Genomic DNA, 17,961 nt, shown 5'->3' with positions numbered 1-17,961 from the left:
GGGCATTATGTCTGCAATGTCCGGCCTGACGGAGGCTGACCAGGACTTTTCCGCTGTTCTCGCTGACTCTGGCGGACTTGCCCGCTAGTCTCCGAGCAGTGGGGGCACCTCCCGCGCCCCTCAGGCAGTGGGGGAGAACGGGCAGCGTGTTGCTCGTGGCTCCCCAGGTGTGGGGCGACTAGGTTCCTCACCGGTCCGTATCCGACAGTTCGACATCCGAGGTGACGTAGGCGTGGCTCTTCCGCCCCTTACCCCTGAACAGCGCGCAGCCGCGCTCGAAAAGGCCGCCGCGGCTCGCCGGGAGCGGGCCGAGGTCAAGAATCGACTCAAGCACTCCGGCGCCTCCCTGCACGAGGTCATCAAGCAGGGCCAGGAAAACGACGTCATCGGCAAGATGAAGGTCTCCGCCCTTCTTGAGTCCCTGCCGGGCGTGGGCAAGGTCCGCGCCAAGCAGATCATGGAGCGTCTGGGCATCTCCGAGAGCCGCCGCGTGCGCGGTCTCGGTTCCAACCAGATCGCCTCCCTGGAGCGTGAGTTCGGCAGCACCGGCTCCTGAGTCCGCCGCCCGGCGGACCGGGAGTCCCGGGCACTCCGGGATTGCTGGAATAATCGCTGCATGAGTGAACGTCCGCGGCTGACCGTGCTCTCCGGCCCCTCGGGGGTCGGCAAGAGCACGGTCGTCGCCCATATGCGCAAGGAACACCCCGAGGTCTGGCTCTCGGTGTCGGCGACGACCCGCAAGCCGCGCCCCGGCGAGCAGCACGGAGTCCACTACTTCTTCGTCACCGACGAGGAGATGGACAAGCTGATCGCCAACGGCGAACTGCTGGAATGGGCCGAGTTCGCCGGCAACCGCTACGGCACGCCCCGCGCGGCGGTGCTGGAGCGGCTGGAGAACGGCGAGCCCGTCCTGCTGGAGATCGACCTCCAGGGCGCCCGGCAGGTCCGCGAGTCCATGGCCGACGCCCAGCTGGTGTTCCTCGCTCCGCCCTCGTGGGAGGAGCTGGTGCGCAGGCTGACCGGCCGGGGGACCGAGCCGCCCGAGGTCATCGAGCGCCGCCTGGCGGCGGCGAAGACCGAGCTGGCGGCCGAGCCGGAGTTCGATACGACCTTGGTCAACACCTCCGTCGAGGACGTGGCCCGCGAGCTGCTAGCCTTGATGGACGTTGTGTGATCGTGACTGTGATCACGATGTCTGATTCTTTCCCATCCATCGGAAGGTAGAGCGTGTCCTCTTCCATCACCGCGCCCGAGGGCATCATCAACCCGCCGATCGACGAGCTTCTTGAGGCGACCGACTCGAAGTACAGCCTCGTGATCTACGCGGCCAAGCGTGCCCGCCAGATCAACGCGTACTACTCGCAGCTCGGTGAGGGCCTCCTTGAGTACGTCGGTCCGCTCGTCGACACCCACGTCCACGAGAAGCCGCTGTCGATCGCGCTGCGCGAGATCAACGCCGGTCTGCTGACCTCCGAGGCCGTCGAGGGCCCGGCGCAGTAGTACTTTCAGATCGCGATTGACTTATCCACAGGCCCGGCAGTCCTTCCCCCAGCCAACGCCGGGGGGACCCTCTGCCGGGCCTGTGGTGTGTCATGGGTGGTGCAGATTCTCGAATGCGAGGAGCCGTGGTGGACAAGCCGAAGGTCGTGCTGGGGGTCAGCGGTGGCATCGCCGCTTACAAGGCCTGTGAGCTGCTGAGAAGGTTCACGGAGTCGGGCCATGACGTCCGCGTCGTGCCGACCGCCTCCGCGCTGCACTTCGTCGGCGCCGCCACCTGGTCCGCGCTGTCCGGCAACCCGGTCGCCACCGAGGTCTGGGACGACGTCCACCAGGTGCCGCACGTCCGCATCGGCCAGCACGCCGACCTGGTCGTCGTGGCCCCGGCCACCGCCGACATGCTCGCCAAGGCCGCCCACGGCCTCGCCGACGACCTGCTGACCAACACCCTCCTCACCGCCCGCTGCCCGGTCGTCTTCGCCCCGGCCATGCACACCGAGATGTGGGAGCACCCGGCCACCCAGGAGAACGTGGCCACGCTGCGCCGCCGCGGCGCCGTCGTCATCGAGCCCGCCGTCGGCCGCCTCACCGGCGTCGACACCGGCAAGGGCCGGCTGCCCGACCCGGCGGAGATCTTCGAGGTGTGCCGCCGGGTGCTGGCCCGCGGTGTCACCGAGCCCGACCTGAAGGGCCGGCACGTCGTCGTCTCCGCCGGCGGCACCCGGGAACCGCTGGACCCGGTCCGCTTCCTCGGCAACCGCTCGTCCGGCAAGCAGGGCTACGCCCTCGCCCGCACCGCCGCGGCCCGTGGCGCCCGGGTGACCCTGGTCTCCGCCAACGCCGGCCTGCCCGACCCCGCGGGTGTGGACGTCGTCCGGGTGGGCACCGCGGTGCAGCTGCGCGAGGCCGTCCTCAAGGCCGCAGCGGACGCCGACGCCGTGGTGATGGCCGCCGCCGTCGCCGACTTCCGCCCGGCCGTCTACGCCGCCGGGAAGATCAAGAAGAAGGACGGCCAGGACCCGGAACCAATCGTTCTGGTGCGAAATCCGGACATCCTCGCGGAGATCTCCGCCGACCGCGCCCGGCCTGGACAGGTCGTCGTCGGCTTCGCCGCCGAGACCGACGACGTCCTCGCCAACGGCCGCGCCAAGCTCGCCCGCAAGGGCTGCGACCTGCTCGTCGTCAACGAGGTGGGGGAGCGCAAGACCTTCGGCTCCGAGGAGAACGAGGCCGTCGTCCTGGGTGCCGACGGCAGCGAGACCCCGGTGCCCCACGGTCCCAAGGAGGCCCTGGCCGACACCGTCTGGGACTTGGTCGTACGGCGTCTGGACTAACCCCCGGCAGGCGATCGGGCGAACTCGACATCAGAATTGCGCCATGCCGAAATCTGGCGTGGCGGCCCTGGTCAAGGCCGCTCGCCATTGTGCAGAATGCCCGTGCCGCAGGTCACAGCGCTCCCGAGAGGCGAGACGGTGGCCCGCCGGTCGAGTGCGACCGATAAACTGTTCACGGTCGACGCCCGGCGCAGCCCCGCGTCGACCGTAAATGATCAGCCAGCAGCCGCTGCAACCACAGGGAGCGTTGTGTCCCGTCGCCTGTTCACCTCGGAGTCCGTGACCGAGGGTCACCCCGACAAGATCGCTGACCAGATCAGCGACACCATTCTCGACGCGCTCCTGCGCGAGGACCCGTCCTCCCGGGTCGCCGTGGAGACGCTCATCACCACCGGCCTGGTGCACGTGGCCGGCGAGGTGACGACGAAGGCGTACGCGGACATCGCGACCCTCGTCCGCAACACGATCCTGGAGATCGGCTACGACTCCTCCAAGAAGGGCTTCGACGGCGCCTCCTGCGGTGTCTCGGTGTCCATCGGCGCGCAGTCCCCGGACATCGCGCAGGGTGTCGACGCGGCGTACGAGGCCCGGGTCGAGGGTGACGAGGACGAGCTGGACCGGCAGGGCGCGGGCGACCAGGGCCTGATGTTCGGCTACGCGTCCGACGAGACGCCGACCCTCATGCCGCTGCCGATCTTCCTGGCGCACCGGCTGTCCAAGCGCCTGTCCGAGGTCCGCAAGAACGGCACGATCCCCTACCTGCGTCCGGACGGCAAGACGCAGGTCACCATCGAGTACGACGGCGACAAGGCCGTCCGCCTGGACACGGTGGTGGTCTCCTCCCAGCACGCGAGCGACATCGACCTGGAGTCGCTGCTCGCCCCGGACATCCGTGAGTTCGTGGTGGAGCCGGAGCTGAAGGCGCTGCTGGAGGACGGCATCAAGCTGGACACCGAGGGCTACCGGCTGCTGGTCAACCCGACCGGCCGCTTCGAGATCGGCGGTCCGATGGGTGACGCGGGCCTGACCGGCCGGAAGATCATCATCGACACCTACGGCGGCATGGCCCGGCACGGCGGCGGCGCCTTCTCCGGCAAGGACCCGTCCAAGGTGGACCGCTCGGCGGCGTACGCGATGCGCTGGGTGGCGAAGAACGTGGTGGCGGCGGGTCTCGCCTCGCGCTGCGAGGTCCAGGTCGCCTACGCCATCGGCAAGGCCGAGCCCGTCGGCCTGTTCGTGGAGACCTTCGGCACGCACAAGATCGAGCCGGAGAAGATCGAGAAGGCGATCGACGAGGTCTTCGACCTCCGTCCGGCCGCGATCATCCGCGACCTCGACCTGCTCCGCCCGATCTACGCCCAGACGGCGGCCTACGGCCACTTCGGCCGCGAGCTGCCCGACTTCACCTGGGAGCGCACGGACCGCGTCGACGCCCTGCGCACGGCCGTGGGCCTGTAACCCCGGCCCACCCGCTGTCACCGAGGCCCGGTTCCCTTCGGGGGGCCGGGCCCGGTCGTCGCTGGCGCCCGGCGGACCGGCCGCGTTGTCGGTGGGGTTTGCAAGAATGCAAGCGTGAGCAGCGACAACGGGTCGGGGGGCGGCGGGGCCGAGGGGGCGCCGCCGGAGCAGCTCGCGCTCATCCGGGAGAGCGTGCGGAAGGCGAAGGTGCCGCGGGCCAAGCCCCGCACCTGGCGCGGGGCCGCGCTCGCCGAGGAGCTGCCCGTCGCACGGGTGCTGGTCGACAAGGGCGTGCTGCACCTCGACCGGTACTTCGACTACGCCGTGCCCGCGGAGCTGGACGCGGACGCACGGCCCGGGGTGCGCGTGCGCGTGCGGTTCGGGGCCGGGCGGCACCGGGTGCGCGACGGACGCCGGGAGGGCGGCGGACTCATCGACGGCTTCCTCGTCGAGCGGCGCGCCGAGTCCGACTACTCCGGACCGCTGGCCGCGCTCGCCCAGGTAGTGTCGCCCGAGCCGGTGCTGAGCGAGGAACTGCTCGGCCTCGCCCGGGCCGTCGCCGACCGCTACGCGGGCAGCCTCGCCGATGTCCTCCAGCTGGCGGTGCCCCCGCGCAGCGCCCGCGCGGAGCAGCGCCCGTCCCCCGAGCCGCTGCCCCCGCCCCAGGCGCCGGACCACGGCTCCTGGGCGCGGTACGAGCACGGGGGCGCCTTCCTCGACGCCCTGGCCTCCTCAGGGGCGCCCAGGGCCGTGTGGAACGCGCTCCCGGGACCGCTGTGGAGCGAGGAGCTGGCCCGGGCCGTCGCCGCCACCCTCGCCTCCGGGCGCGGCGCGCTCGTCGTCGTACCGGACGGGCGCTCCGCCGCGCGCGTGGACGCCGCCCTCACCGCGCTGCTGGGCACCGGCCGGCACGCGCTGCTCACCGCCGACGCCGGGCCCGAGAAGCGGTACGCGCAGTGGCTGGCGGTGCGGCGCGGTTCCGTGCGTGCCGTCGTCGGGACCCGGGCGGCGATGTTCGCGCCCGTCCAGGATCTGGGGCTCGTCGCGATCTGGGACGACGGGGACGACAGCCACAGCGAGCCGCACGCCCCGCAGCCGCACGCCCGCGATGTCCTCCTGCTGCGCGCCGCACTCGACAAGTGCGCCTTCCTGCTGGGGAGTTGGGGCTGCACCGTGGAAGCCGCCCAGCTCGTCGAGAGCGGCTGGGCCCGGCCGCTGGTCGCCGGGCGGGAGCAGGTGCGCCGCACCGCGCCTCTCGTCCGCACGGTCGGGGACGAGGACCTCGCCCGCGACGAGGCCGCCCGCGCCGCACGGCTGCCCACGCTCGCCTGGCAGGCGGCCCGTGAGGGGCTGCGGCACGGGCCGGTGCTGGTGCAGGTGCCCCGGCGTGGTTACGCGCCCCGCATGGCCTGCGCCCGGTGCCGGGCACCCGCCCGGTGCCGGCACTGCTCCGGCCCGCTCCAGGGACAGGACGCGGGCGTCCTGCGCTGCGGGTGGTGCGGGCGCGAGGAGGGCTCCTGGCACTGCCCGGAGTGCGGCGGCTTCCGGCTCCGCGCCCAGGTCGTGGGCGCGCGCCGGACCGCCGAGGAGCTGGGGCGGGCCTTCCCCGCCGTACCGGTGCGCACCTCGGGGCGCGAGCATGTGCTGGACACCGTCCCGGACACGCCCGCGCTGGTCGTCAGCACCCCGGGCGCCGAACCGGTCGCCGAGGGCGGCTACGCGGCGGCCCTGCTGCTGGACGGCTGGGCCATGCTCGTACGACCGGACCTGCGGGCCGGCGAGGACGCGCTGCGCCGGTGGATCGCGGCCGGGGCGCTGGTGCGGCCCCAGAGCGAGGGCGGCACGGTGGTCGTGGTGGCCGAGCCGACCCTGCGGCCCGTCCAGGCGCTGGTGCGGTGGGACCCCGTCGGGCATGCCGTGCGGGAGCTGGCCGAGCGGGCCGAGCTGGGCTTCCCGCCGGTGTCCCGGATGGCGGCCGTGTCCGGGCCGCCCGCGGCCGTCGCCGAGTTCCTGGCGGCGGTCGACCTGCCGCCGGACGCCGAGGTGCTGGGGCCGGTGCCGTTGCCGCCGCCCCCGCCCGGCGGAGCACGCAGACCCGGTGCTCCGCCGCCCGGCGAACACTGGGACCGGGCACTGGTCCGTGTGCCACCGGGCAGCGGCTCCGCACTGGCCGCGGCCCTGAAGACCGCCCAGGCGGCGCGGATGGCGCGGGGGAGCGGGGAGGCGGTCCGGGTGCGGATCGATCCGCCGGACATCGGGTGACGGGCGGACGCTGGGCGGGCGAAGTCCCCGGCACCCGCCACAGCAGGACCGGGTGGGAGGACGCGTCCGCCCTCCCGGTCGTGTCCCGGGAGGGCAGCGGTGGGGGTGTCAGCCGTTGCGGGGGCCCGGGAAGGCCGTCGGGCGGGCGTCGTCGCGCAGTGTCGGGCTGCCCGCCGTCGGCTGTGTGGGCATGGAGCGGGCCGCGGGGACCGTGGGCAGCCCGGTGTTCACATTGATCGTGCGGGTGCCGGACGGCTCCGTCGTCCGCTCCGTCTCCGCCGCCGCCTGGGCCGCGGCGCGGCGGGCGCCGTACCGGCGGTGCACCGCCTGCTTGGTGACCCCGAGGGCGGAGCCCACCGCGTCCCACGAGAAGCCGAGCGAGCGGTCGAAGTCCACGGCGGCCGTGACCAGGGTTTCGACACTGTCCCGGAGTTCCTGGGCGAGGCGGACCGTCGGGGCGGGAGCGCGTCCGTAGACGACGAAGCCCGTGGACGGGCCGGAGCGGCGCGGGCGGTAGACGTTGCCCAACTGGGCGGTGAGCGTGCGCAGCGCGTCCACCTGCCGGCGGACCCTCTCGATGTCCCGCACCAGCAAGTGCAGGCTGGCCCGGGCCTGGGCGTCGTGGGTTGCGTGGTCGGCCATGAACAAGCCTCTCGAACCGGCGTTGAAAGGAATTGGGCCGCGAAAGCGGCCCGATGTGGTCAACTCTTCCTTGACCAACGCGCTTACGCTCCGCTGGTCACGGGGTGGGGGCGTACGGGCATATGCGTACGCCGCCCACCCGCTCGTGCGCCGCCCATGGTCATAGACTGGTGCGCTGCCCGCCGACCCCCGCCCGAGAGGCCCGATCCCGCCCATGAAGCTCGTCTTCGCCGGTACCCCCGAGGTCGCCGTTCCCGCTCTGGACGCCCTGCTCGCCTCCGGGCGACACGAGGTGGCCGCCGTCGTCACGCGGCCCGACGCGCCGGCCGGGCGCGGACGCAGGCTGGTCGCGTCGCCCGTGGCCGAGCGGGCGGAGGAGGCCGGGATCGAGGTGCTCAAGCCGCTGAAGCCCCGGGACCCGGAGTTCCTGGAGCGGCTGCGGGAGATCGCCCCGGACTGCTGCCCGGTCGTCGCCTACGGCGCCCTGCTGCCGAGGGCCGCGCTGGACATCCCCGCCCACGGCTGGGTCAACCTGCACTTCTCGCTGCTCCCCGCCTGGCGCGGCGCCGCACCGGTCCAGCACGCCATCATGGCGGGCGACGAGATCACCGGGGCGTCCACCTTCCTCATCGAGGAGGGGCTGGACTCCGGGCCCGTCTACGGCACCGTGACCGAGGAGATCCGCCCCACCGACACCAGCGGCGATCTGCTCACCCGGCTCGCCTTCGCGGGCGCCGGGCTGCTCGCGGCCACCATGGACGGCATCGAGGACGGCACGCTGAAGGCCGTACCGCAGCCCGCCGAGGGCATCACCGTGGCGCCGAAGATCACCGTCGAGGACGCCCAGGTGGACTGGGCGGCGCCCGCACTGCGCGTCGACCGGGTCGTGCGCGGCTGCACGCCCGCGCCCGGCGCCTGGACCACCTTCCGCGGTGAGCGGCTCAAGCTCGTCCAGGTCACGCCCGTGCCCGAGCGCACGGACCTCGCTCCGGGCCGGCTGGCCGTGGGCAAGAACAGCGTGCACGTGGGCACGGGGTCGTACGCCGTCGAACTGCTCTGGGTGCAGGCCCAGGGCAAGAAGCCGATGCGCGCGGCCGACTGGGCCCGCGGGGTACGCATCGCGGACGGCGAGACGCTGGGCGGCTGACACCCCGGACGGGCAAGCAGCCGTGAGGGCGGCGGGCGCCCTGGCAAGGCGGAGAACGGGCGAGCGGCGGCTGACGCTCCGGCGGCGGTCTCACGTGCGCCTCCGGCAGTGGTCGGACGCTCCAGCAGCGGTCGGAAGTGCACCCCAGCAATGGTCGGACGTACACCTCCCGCAGTCGTCGGACGTGCGCGCGCCGTGCGTCGACCGGGCGGCGGCACAGTGCGGCCCGGGCGGTGGGCCCCCGGGTGCGGCGACGTACGCTGGAGGCGCATCCCCTCTTCACACCCGGAGCACCTTTTTCGTGAGCGAGCAGTCCCGGCGGCCCCGCAAGCCCGCCAAGCCCTACCGCCGTCCCCAGAAGGACCCCGTCCGCATCCTGGCCTTCGAGGCGCTGCGCGCGGTGGACGAGCGGGACGCGTACGCCAACCTCGTGCTGCCCCCGCTGCTGCGCAAGGCCCGCGAGCAGGGCGACTTCGACGCCCGGGACGCCGCCCTCGCCACCGAGCTGGTGTACGGCACGCTGCGCCGGCAGGGCACGTACGACGCCGTCATCGCCGCCTGTGTCGACCGGCCGCTGCGCGAGGTCGACCCGCCGGTCCTCGACGTGCTGAGCCTGGGCGCGCACCAGTTGCTCGGCACGCGCATTCCCACGCACGCGGCCGTGTCCGCCTCGGTGGAGCTGGCCCGGGTCGTACTCGGCGACGGACGGGCCAAGTTCGTCAACGCAGTGCTGCGCAAGGTGGCCCAGGACGATCTGGACGGCTGGATCGCGAAGGTGGCGCCGCCCTACGACGAGGATCCCGAGGACCACCTCGCCGTCGTGCACTCGCACCCCCGCTGGGTCGTCTCCGCGCTCTGGGACTCCCTCGGCGGCGGCCGGGCCGGCATCGAGCGGTTGCTGGCGGCGGACAACGAGCGGCCCGAGGTGACGCTCGTCGCCCGGCCGGGCCGGGCCACCACCGAGGAACTGCTCCACGAGGACGCCGCCGTACCCGGGCGCTGGTCGCCGTACGCCGTCCGGCTCGCCGAGGGCGGCGAGCCGGGCGCGGTCGAGGCCGTGCGCGAGGGGCGCGCCGGCGTCCAGGACGAGGGCAGCCAGCTGGTCGCCCTCGCGCTGGCGAACGCCCCGCTCGACGGCCCCGACGAGAAGTGGCTCGACGGCTGCGCCGGACCGGGCGGCAAGGCGGCGCTGCTGGCCGCGCTCGCCGCCGAGCGCGGGGCCGCCCTGCTCGCCTCGGAGAAGCAGCCGCACCGGGCCGGGCTGGTGGCCCGGGCCCTGCACGGCAACCCGGGGCCGTACCAGGTCATCGCCGCCGACGGCACCCGCCCGCCGTGGCGGCCCGGCAGCTTCGACCGGGTGCTGGTGGACGTCCCGTGCACCGGCCTCGGCGCCCTGCGCCGCCGCCCCGAGGCCCGCTGGCGCCGCCGCCCCGAGGACCTGGACAACTTCGCCCCGCTCCAGCGCGGCCTGCTGCGCACCGCCCTCGACTCCGTCCGCGTCGGCGGCGTCGTCGGCTACGCCACCTGTTCCCCGCACCTGGCGGAGACCCGCGCGGTCGTCTCCGACGTGCTCAAGCAGCGCCCGGACACCGAACTGATCGACGCCCGCCCCCTCCTCCCAGGCGTACCCGACCTCGGCGAGGGCCCCGACATCCAGCTGTGGCCCCACATCCACGGCACGGACGCGATGTACCTGTCCCTGATCCGCAGAACCGCTTGACGCCGGGCAGGACAGCGCGCCCCGAAGGGGCGCGGGGAACTGCGCGACCAGCCCCCACCGGCCCGCACCCGAATCCCCACCGCGAGGGACCGCCGCTACAGCCCAGCGCAGCGACATGGCAGGCTTGGGTCATGGCCGTGCAGATCAACCCCAGCATCCTGTCCGCCGACTTCGCCCGCCTCGCGGAGGAGGCCGAGGCGGTCCGGGGCGCCGACTTCCTCCACGTCGACGTCATGGACAACCACTTCGTCCCCAACCTCACGCTCGGCGTGCCGGTCGTGGAGTCCCTGGCCCGTGCGACGGACACCCCGCTGGACTGCCACCTGATGATCGAGGACCCCGACCGGTGGGCGCCCCAGTACGTCGAGGCGGGGGCGTCGTCGGTCACCTTCCACGTGGAGGCCGCCGCCGCACCGGTGCGGCTCGCCCGGGAGATCCGCGCCAAGGGTGCCCGCGCCTCCATGGCGCTCAAGCCGGCGACGCCGATCGAGCCGTTCGAGGACCTGCTGCCGGAACTCGACATGCTGCTCGTCATGACGGTGGAGCCCGGCTTCGGCGGCCAGGCGTTCCTCGACATCATGCTGCCGAAGATCCGCCGCACCCGTGAGCTGATCAAGAAGCACGGTCTGGAGCTGTGGTTGCAGGTCGACGGCGGGGTCTCGGCCTCGACGATCGAGCGGTGCGCGGACGCGGGGGCGGACGTGTTCGTCGCCGGCTCGGCCGTCTACGGTGCGAAGGACCCGGCGGAGGCCGTACGCGCGCTGCGCGCCCAGGCGGAGGCGGCCACCGGCAAGGCCTCCTGGGCAGGCGACCACTGAGCCACGGCCAAGTGAACGGTTAAGTGAACGGCGCCCATCAGGGCAGATCAGTCGCCCCGAATCTGCAAGGATGAACGGCGAATCCAGAGTGTGAACAGCAGTGAGGAGATCGCCGTGTCGGGTATGTCGGCGGGCCGGTCAGCCATGCGGATGGGACCCGCTGAGCTGGTGCAGGCGGCGGCCATGGCCCGCCGCTTCTACCTCGAAGGCAAGTCCAAGATCCAGATCGCGGAGGAGTTCGGCGTCAGCCGCTTCAAAGTGGCCCGGGTACTGGAGACTGCCCTCGAAAGGGACCTCGTACGCATCGAGATCCGCGTGCCGGCCGAACTGGACGCCGAGCGCTCCGACGCGCTCCGCGCCCGCTACGGCCTGAGGCACGCCGTCGTGGTCGAGTCCCCGGCCGAGGCCGAGGAGACCCCCGACCCCGAGAACCTCGGGGAGGTCGCCGCCGACCTGCTCGGCGAACTCGTCAACGAGGGGGACGTGCTCGGGCTGGCCTGGGGCCGGTCCACCATCCACATGGCGGCGGCGCTCGACCGGCTGCCGCCGTGCACGGTGGTGCAGCTGACGGGCGTGTACGACGCCGGGACCGCCGAGCGCGGCTCGGTGGAGGCCGTCCGCCGGGCCGCCCAGGTGTCCGGCGGCGACGCGCACCCCATCTACGCGCCGATGCTGCTGCCGGACGCGGCCACCGCGGCGGCGCTGCGCCACCAGACCGGGATCGCCCGGGCCTTCGAGTACTTCGACAAGGTCACGGTCGCCTGTGTCTCCATCGGCTCCTGGGAGCCGGGCATCTCGACCGTGCACGACATGCTCAGCGACGAGGAGCGCGCGCACTACGCCTCGCTCGGGGTCGCCGCCGAGATGTCGGCACACCTCTTCGACGCCGAGGGGCGCCGGGTCGGACGGGACCTGGGGGAGCGGTGCATCACGGTCAAGGCCGACCAGTTGCGCCGTGTCCCGGAGGTCGTGGCCATCGCGGGCGGGCAGCGCAAGGCCGCCGCGATCGACGCGGTGCTGCGCTCCGGGCTGGTCACCAGCCTGGTGACCGACACCTCGGCCGCCGACTACCTGATGACGGCGGGCCCGACCCCGAAGTCGGCGCTCAGCCGTCAGGACCCCGACGGGATCTGACCGGGTCCGACCTGGTCCGGGAGCGGGCCGTGGCGGGACGGCCGTGGCAGCATCGTCCGCATGCTGCCACGGTTCGTCCCCCGTGCTCTCGCCGGGCTGCTGGTCTGTCTCGCCGTTCTCCTGACGGGGTGCTCCGGCGCCTCCAACCCCGCCTCCCGGGCGTCCCCGGCCTGGGCGCGGGGCATGGCCACGGTCCAGGAGTCCCGGCTCCCGGCCGAGGCCCGGCAGACACTCGCCCTCATCGACAAGGGGGGTCCCTTCCCCTACGCCAAGGACGGGACCGTCTTCGGGAACTTCGAGGGACGCCTGCCGCGGCACCGGCGCGGCTACTACCACGAGTACACCGTGCCGACCCCCGGCTCCCACGACCGCGGGGCCCGGCGCATCGTCACCGGGCAGGGCGGGGAGTTCTACTACAGCGATGATCACTACGAGTCGTTCCGGGCGGTACTGAGATGAGCGAAGAGCTGACCGGCCGCTTCGTGGTCGCGCTCGACCTCGACGGCGTCACGGACAAGGCCGGCCTGATGGACCGTGCCGCCCGGGCCCTGTCGCTGCCGGACTGGTTCGGCCGGAACTGGGACGCGCTGGCCGACTCCCTGTCCGACCCGTCCGTGTGGCCGGAGGAGGCCGAGGGCAGAGGACTCCTGGTCGTCGTTGGGGGCTGGGAGGGCTACGCGAAGGAGCGGCCCCAGGAGTGGGAGACCGCCCAGGCGGTGTTCACGCAGGCGATGAGCGTGGCGCCGGCGCTCACCGTCGCGCTCGCCCTTGGAGGAACCTCCTAGCTGATCGGCGACGACCCTGGATGATCCGTCAGGGCATGACACCGGCCCCGACATGGGACAATGAAGTACGTGCTCTTTCCCCCTGGCACACCTGTCAGGGGGTCGCCTCTGATCGACTGGGATGTGCAGCACGTGCGTTTCCTCAATGACATCCAGCCCGCGTACGACCTGACGTACGACGACGTGTTCATGGTGCCGAGCCGTTCCGCGGTCGGCTCGCGTCAGGGCGTGGACCTCGCCTCGCCGGACGGCACGGGCACCACCATCCCGCTCGTCGTCGCCAACATGACCGCCATCGCCGGCCGCCGCATGGCCGAGACGGTGGCCCGCCGGGGCGGCCTGGTGGTCATCCCGCAGGACATCCCGATCGACGTCGTCACCGACGTGATCTCCTGGGTCAAGAGCCGCCACCTGGTGCTCGACACCCCGATCGTGCTGGCCCCGCACCAGACCGTCGCCGACGCCCTGGCGCTGCTGCCCAAGCGGGCGCACAACGCCGGCGTGGTCGTGGACGAGAACCACCGGCCCGTCGGTGTCGTCACCGACGCCGACCTGTCCGGTGTCGACCGCTTCACCCAGCTCGAAGTGGTCATGTCCAAGGACCTGCTCCTGCTGGACGCCGACATCGACCCGCGCGAGGCCTTCAACACCCTCGACCAGCACAACCGCCGCTACGCACCGGCCGTCGACAAGGACGGCAGTCTCGCCGGCATCCTCACCCGCAAGGGCGCGCTGCGCGCCACGCTGTACACGCCGGCCGTGGACGCGAACGGCAGGCTGCGGATCGCCGCCGCCGTCGGCATCAACGGCGACGTCGCGGGCAAGGCCAAGCAGCTGCTCGACGCGGGCGTGGACACGCTCGTCATCGACACCGCGCACGGCCACCAGGAGTCGATGATCAACGCCATCAGGGTGGTGCGCGCGCTCGACCCGCGGGTGCCGATCGCCGCGGGCAACATCGTCTCCGCCGAGGGCGTCAAGGACCTGATCGACGCCGGCGCGGACATCATCAAGGTCGGTGTCGGGCCGGGCGCCATGTGCACCACCCGCATGATGACCGGCGTGGGCCGGCCCCAGTTCTCCGCCGTCCTGGAGTGCGCGGCCGAGGCGAGGAAGTACGGCAAGCACGTGTGGGCCGACGGCGGTGTCCGCCACCCGCGCGACGTCGCCATGGCGCTCGCCGCCGGCGCGTCCAACGTGATGGTCGGCTCCTGGTTCGCGGGCACCTACGAGTCGCCCGGTGACCTCCAGCACGACGCGGGCGGCCGCGCCTACAAGGAGTCGTTCGGCATGGCCTCCGCGCGGGCGGTGGCCAACCGCACCTCGGAGGAGTCGGCGTACGACCGCGCCCGCAAGGCGCTGTTCGAGGAGGGCATCTCCACCTCCCGCATGTTCCTCGACCCGGCCCGCCCGGGCGTCGAGGACCTGATCGACTCGATCATCGCGGGTGTGCGCTCCTCCTGCACCTACGCCGGTGCCGGCTCCCTGGAGGAGTTCGCCGAGAAGGCCATCGTCGGCATCCAGAGCGCGGCCGGCTACGCCGAGGGCAAGCCGCTGCACGCCAGCTGGAGCTGACCCCCGCTCCGCCCCGACGGCCCCCGTCGATCCCCTGCCCGGGAACGACGGGGGCCGTCGGCGTGCCCGGCGCCGGGCGGCAAGCCGGTCGCGCCGGGAGGCCGGTCACGCCGGCGGGAAGCCAGTCGCGTCCTGCGGGAAGCCGGGCGGGAAACGGGACCCCCGGGACGCCTGTGCAACGGTCGACAGGTGGCGCGCAACGATTTGTCATTACGTCCCGATGAACGCAAGGATCATGCGGGTATACGCAAGGTTGCTGCATTACGCCCGTGAAGGCCCGCCTCATAGGGTGCTGCGCTAGTACGTGGCGTGGCGGGGACCCCGCTCGGCGGGTTCCTGCCTCGCAGGCTCCGCCGGTCCCCGCCCACGAGGGCCGGCGCTCCCGCCGGCCCGCCCCGCAACCACCGGCAGCGATAAGGAGCCAGCGCGTGCTCGATCAAGGCGCACCCCCGCACCACCAGACTTCGGCCGCCCCCGCGTCCCCGGGCGTCGCCGCGCGCCTCATGCGTCGCAAGCCCGTGGAACACCTGGTCGCGGAGGGCGGCCACGGTGAGGGAGGGCAGCTCCGGCGCTCCCTCGGGCTGTGGCAGCTGACCATGATCAGCATCGGTGCGACCCTGGGCACCGGCATCTTCGTCGTCCTCGGTGACGCCGTTCCCAAGGCCGGTCCCGCGGTCACCCTCGCCTTCGTCATCGCCGGTCTCACGGCGCTGTTCTCCGCCCTGTCGTACGCCGAACTGGCCGGCAGCATCCCGGTCGCCGGCTCCTCCTACTCGTATGCGTACGCAACGATGGGCGAACTGGTCGCCTGGGTCTGCGGCTGGTGTCTCGTGCTGGAGTACGGCGTCTCGGTGGCCGCGGTCGCCGTCGGCTGGGGCGAGTACCTGAACGAACTGCTGGACGGCACCATCGGCGTCACCATCCCGGCCGCCCTGTCCTCGGCGCCGGGCGAGGGCGGCATCATCAACCTGCCGGCCCTGATCGTCGTGCTCCTGGCGATGGTGTTCCTGCTCGGTGGCGCGCGGGAGTCCGCCCGCGCCAACACCATCATGGTCTGTGTGAAGATCGCCGCGCTGGTGCTGTTCTGCGCGATCGGCGTCATGGGCTTCAAGTCCGGCAACTACGCCGACTTCATGCCGCTCGGCATGACCGGGGTCAGCGCCGCCGGCGCCACGCTCTTCTTCTCCTACATCGGCTTCGACGCCGCCTCCACCGCGGGTGAGGAGGCCAAGGACCCCAAGCGGGACCTGCCGCGGGCGATCATGCTGTCGCTGATCATCGTGACCGCGCTGTACGTGCTCGTCGCGGCCGTCGCCGTCGGCGCCTGGAACTGGAAGAAGTTCGACGGTTCCGAGGCCGCCCTCGCCGGGATCATGAACGACGTCAGCGGTCAGACCTTCTGGGGCACGCTGCTCGCGCTCGGCGCGGTCATCTCCATCGCCAGCGTGGTGCTCACCGTGCTCTACGGCCAGACCCGCATCCTCTTCGCGATGGCCCGCGACGGCCTGGTGCCGAAGGCGCTCGGCAGGGTCCACCCGAAGACCGGCGCGCCCCGGCTCAACACGGTGATCGTGTCCCTGTTCTGCGGTGCGCTCGCCGCTCTCATCCCGCTCGGCAAGCTCGTCGACGCCACCAGCATCGGCACGCTGTTCGCCTTCGGTCTGGTCAACATCGCGGTGATCGTGCTGCGGGTCAAGCGACCGGAGCTGGAGCGCACGTTCAGGGTGCCGTTCGGCCCGGTCCTGCCGGTGCTGGGCTTCCTGTTCTGCGCGTACAACATGTTCAGCCTCGACACCATCACCTGGGTGGTCTTCGGATTCTGGATGGCCGCCGGGCTCGTGTTCTACTTCCTGTACGGCTACCGCCGTTCCCGTCTCGCGGCCGATGACGCTCCCGCGCTGACGGCAGAGAAGTGACCGGACCGAAGAAGTGAACGACCCCCTGTGCTGAACGATCTCGACGAACGCATCGTGCACGCCCTCGCCGAGGACGCCCGCCGCTCCTACGCGGACATCGGGCAGATGGTCGGCCTGTCCGCGCCCGCGGTGAAGCGGCGCGTGGACCGGCTGCGGGCCACCGGAGCCATCACCGGATTCACCGTACGGGTGGATCCGGCGGCGCTCGGCTGGGAGACCGAGGGGTTCATCGAGATCTACTGCCGGCGGAACACCTCGCCGGAGACGATCCAGCGGGGGCTGGAGCGGTACCAGGAGGTCGTGGCCGCGTCCACCGTCACCGGGGACGCGGACGCCGTCGCGCAGGTCTTCGCGTCCGACATGCGTCACTTCGAGCGGGTGCTGGAGCGGATCGCCGGGGAGCCGTTCGTGGAGCGGACCAAGTCGGTGCTGGTGCTGTCGCCGCTGCTGAGGCGGTTCTCCTCGGGGGCGCCGGGCTAGGAGCGGACCATGGCTCGGGGCGCCTCGTCGTCACCGGGTGCGGGTCGGCGCCCCGAAGGGGCGCGGGGAATGCGCGAGCACCCCGGACGACCCGCACCCGGCCGTCGACAAGGCGCCCCGAGCACTTTTCCGTCCGACGGCAAGCCGCCCCGAGCCCTCTTCCTCCCGTCGACAAGGCGCCCCGAGCCCCCTTCCGGGCTCCTCCCGTCACCCTCACCGGCCCGCGCAACCCGTCACCTCACCGGCCCGCGCAACGAATCGCCGCCCAGCCCCTCCTCCGCGCAACAAACCCCGCACGGGCGCGCAACGGCTCCTTCTTGTCCGGCCGAGCGCGCCGAACGTACCTTCTTCCTGGCCCCCCAAACCCCCCGTTCCGGTGAGGATCACGCATGCGCACCGCCCTGCTCCAGAGCTCCGGCTGTCCCGGCTCGGTCACCGAGAACCTCAAGGTCCTCGACGAGGCCGCGGGCCGGGCCGCCGCCGCGGGCGCCGGGCTGCTGGCCGCGCCGGAGATGTTCCTCACCGGGTACGCGATCGGCGACGACATCGCCCGCCTCGCCGAGCCCGCCGACGGCGACTCCGCCGACGCGATCGCCGAGATCGCCACCCGGCACGGCCTCGCCCTCGCCTACGGCTACCCCGAGCGCGACGGCGACGCCGTCTTCAACTCCGCCCAGCTGATCTCCGCCGACGGCACCCGGCTCGCGAACTACCGCAAGACCCACCTCTTCGGCTGCTTCGAGCGCGACCACTTCACGCCGGGCGGGCAGCAGGTCGTCCAGGCCGAGCTGAACGGCCTCACCGTGGGCCTGCTGATCTGCTACGACGTCGAGTTCCCGGAGAACGTCCGCGCCCACGCCCTGGCCGGCACCGACCTCCTGGTCGTGCCGACCGCGCAGATGCACCCCTTCCAGTTCGTCGCCGAGTCGATGATCCCGGTGCGCGCCTTCGAGAACCAGATGTACGTCGCCTACGTCAACCGGGTCGGCCAGGAGGGCGAGTTCGAGTTCGTCGGCCTCTCCGTCCTCGCGGGTCCCGACGGCGTCGCCCGTACCCGCGCCGGCCGTGCCGAGCAACTCGTGCTCGCCGACGCGGACCCCGGCTTCCTGGCCGCCTCCCGCGAGCACAACCCGTACCTGAAGGACCGCCGCCCCGGTCTCTACGGGTCCCTCGTCTGACACCCGAGCCTCCCC

17 protein-coding genes are annotated in these 17,961 nt (G+C 72.6%); 16 read left to right on the top strand and 1 reads right to left on the bottom strand.

Features of this window, described 5'->3' with window-relative positions; translation table 11 throughout:
* The first annotated feature begins 232 nt into the window (after window positions 1–232).
* The 6 genes from ACH4LD_RS12700 to ACH4LD_RS12675 all read left to right on the top strand — a co-directional run bounded on the left by ACH4LD_RS12700 (window position 233) and on the right by ACH4LD_RS12675 (window position 6,551).
* Window positions 233–556, top strand: coding sequence for an integration host factor (locus ACH4LD_RS12700; protein ID WP_003977346.1), 324 nt, complete (start codon window positions 233–235; stop codon window positions 554–556).
* A gap of 60 nt (window positions 557–616) precedes the next feature.
* On the top strand, window positions 617–1,174 hold the full coding sequence (gene gmk, locus ACH4LD_RS12695; RefSeq protein WP_030644746.1) for a guanylate kinase: 558 nt from the start codon (window positions 617–619) through the stop codon (window positions 1,172–1,174).
* A gap of 53 nt (window positions 1,175–1,227) precedes the next feature.
* Window positions 1,228–1,500, top strand: a complete 273-nt coding sequence (gene rpoZ, locus ACH4LD_RS12690) for a DNA-directed RNA polymerase subunit omega (protein ID WP_003982715.1) — start codon at window positions 1,228–1,230, stop codon at window positions 1,498–1,500.
* 128 nt (window positions 1,501–1,628) lie between these two features.
* The gene (gene coaBC, locus ACH4LD_RS12685; protein ID WP_398055892.1) at window positions 1,629–2,831 is read left to right on the top strand and encodes a bifunctional phosphopantothenoylcysteine decarboxylase/phosphopantothenate--cysteine ligase CoaBC; all 1,203 of its coding nucleotides are present in this window, start codon (window positions 1,629–1,631) and stop codon (window positions 2,829–2,831) included.
* A gap of 249 nt (window positions 2,832–3,080) precedes the next feature.
* A complete protein-coding gene (gene metK / locus ACH4LD_RS12680) occupies window positions 3,081–4,289 on the top strand; it encodes a methionine adenosyltransferase (RefSeq protein ID WP_398055893.1) in 1,209 nt (402 codons plus the stop codon).
* Window positions 4,290–4,403: 114 nt separating this feature from the next.
* Window positions 4,404–6,551, top strand: a complete 2,148-nt coding sequence (locus ACH4LD_RS12675) for a primosomal protein N' (protein ID WP_398055894.1) — start codon at window positions 4,404–4,406, stop codon at window positions 6,549–6,551.
* Between the two features lie 108 nt (window positions 6,552–6,659).
* Here ACH4LD_RS12675 and ACH4LD_RS12670 read toward each other — a convergent pair whose 3' ends face one another.
* The gene (locus tag ACH4LD_RS12670; RefSeq protein ID WP_132786588.1) at window positions 6,660–7,193 is read right to left on the bottom strand and encodes a hypothetical protein; all 534 of its coding nucleotides are present in this window, start codon (window positions 7,191–7,193) and stop codon (window positions 6,660–6,662) included.
* Window positions 7,194–7,407: 214 nt separating this feature from the next.
* On the opposite strand from ACH4LD_RS12670, the gene fmt reads away from it, so the two are divergent.
* From fmt to ACH4LD_RS12620, 10 genes are all read left to right on the top strand, one after another.
* Window positions 7,408–8,340: a methionyl-tRNA formyltransferase gene (fmt, locus tag ACH4LD_RS12665; RefSeq protein WP_398055895.1), complete on the top strand. Its 933-nt coding sequence runs from the start codon at window positions 7,408–7,410 to the stop codon at window positions 8,338–8,340.
* A 301-nt stretch (window positions 8,341–8,641) separates the two neighbouring features.
* Window positions 8,642–10,060: an RsmB/NOP family class I SAM-dependent RNA methyltransferase gene (locus ACH4LD_RS12660; RefSeq protein WP_398055896.1), complete on the top strand. Its 1,419-nt coding sequence runs from the start codon at window positions 8,642–8,644 to the stop codon at window positions 10,058–10,060.
* Window positions 10,061–10,191: 131 nt separating this feature from the next.
* On the top strand, window positions 10,192–10,878 hold the full coding sequence (gene rpe / locus ACH4LD_RS12655) for a ribulose-phosphate 3-epimerase (protein ID WP_398055897.1): 687 nt from the start codon (window positions 10,192–10,194) through the stop codon (window positions 10,876–10,878).
* A 90-nt stretch (window positions 10,879–10,968) separates the two neighbouring features.
* Window positions 10,969–12,012, top strand: a complete 1,044-nt coding sequence (locus tag ACH4LD_RS12650) for a sugar-binding transcriptional regulator (protein WP_398055898.1) — start codon at window positions 10,969–10,971, stop codon at window positions 12,010–12,012.
* Window positions 12,013–12,072: 60 nt separating this feature from the next.
* Window positions 12,073–12,471 carry a ribonuclease domain-containing protein gene (locus ACH4LD_RS12645; RefSeq protein ID WP_398055899.1) on the top strand — a complete coding sequence of 133 codons (399 nt, stop codon included), beginning with the start codon at window positions 12,073–12,075 and terminating at the stop codon, window positions 12,469–12,471.
* Window positions 12,468–12,797 (top strand): barstar family protein, encoded by a 330-nt coding sequence (locus ACH4LD_RS12640; protein WP_398055900.1) that lies wholly within the window; start codon window positions 12,468–12,470, stop codon window positions 12,795–12,797. Before ACH4LD_RS12645 ends, ACH4LD_RS12640 begins: the two co-directional genes overlap by 4 nt.
* A gap of 132 nt (window positions 12,798–12,929) precedes the next feature.
* A complete protein-coding gene (locus tag ACH4LD_RS12635) occupies window positions 12,930–14,372 on the top strand; it encodes a GuaB1 family IMP dehydrogenase-related protein (RefSeq protein ID WP_398055901.1) in 1,443 nt (480 codons plus the stop codon).
* A gap of 428 nt (window positions 14,373–14,800) precedes the next feature.
* Entirely contained in the window at window positions 14,801–16,288 is a 1,488-nt protein-coding gene (locus tag ACH4LD_RS12630) for an amino acid permease (RefSeq protein ID WP_132786594.1), read from the top strand.
* A 27-nt stretch (window positions 16,289–16,315) separates the two neighbouring features.
* Window positions 16,316–16,768 carry an Lrp/AsnC family transcriptional regulator gene (locus ACH4LD_RS12625; protein WP_014671501.1) on the top strand — a complete coding sequence of 151 codons (453 nt, stop codon included), beginning with the start codon at window positions 16,316–16,318 and terminating at the stop codon, window positions 16,766–16,768.
* A gap of 389 nt (window positions 16,769–17,157) precedes the next feature.
* Entirely contained in the window at window positions 17,158–17,946 is a 789-nt protein-coding gene (locus ACH4LD_RS12620) for a carbon-nitrogen hydrolase family protein (RefSeq protein WP_398055902.1), read from the top strand.
* Window positions 17,947–17,961 lie beyond the last annotated feature (15 nt).

Origin of the sequence: Streptomyces sp. NPDC017676, from assembly GCF_044329325.1 — a bacterium.
Classification (GTDB): domain Bacteria; phylum Actinomycetota; class Actinomycetes; order Streptomycetales; family Streptomycetaceae; genus Streptomyces.
Note: the sequence above shows the minus strand (reverse complement) of the source record. Positions and strands in the feature narration are given on the sequence as shown.

Coding starts and splice junctions, on each gene's coding strand:
- gmk (WP_030644746.1), top strand. CDS start 617: ATGAGTGAACGTCCGCGGCTGACCGTGCTCTCCGGCCCCTCGGGGGTC.
- ACH4LD_RS12670 (WP_132786588.1), bottom strand. CDS start 7,193: ATGGCCGACCACGCAACCCACGACGCCCAGGCCCGGGCCAGCCTGCAC.
- fmt (WP_398055895.1), top strand. CDS start 7,408: ATGAAGCTCGTCTTCGCCGGTACCCCCGAGGTCGCCGTTCCCGCTCTG.
- rpe (WP_398055897.1), top strand. CDS start 10,192: ATGGCCGTGCAGATCAACCCCAGCATCCTGTCCGCCGACTTCGCCCGC.
- ACH4LD_RS12645 (WP_398055899.1), top strand. CDS start 12,073: ATGCTGCCACGGTTCGTCCCCCGTGCTCTCGCCGGGCTGCTGGTCTGT.
- ACH4LD_RS12640 (WP_398055900.1), top strand. CDS start 12,468: ATGAGCGAAGAGCTGACCGGCCGCTTCGTGGTCGCGCTCGACCTCGAC.
- ACH4LD_RS12620 (WP_398055902.1), top strand. CDS start 17,158: ATGCGCACCGCCCTGCTCCAGAGCTCCGGCTGTCCCGGCTCGGTCACC.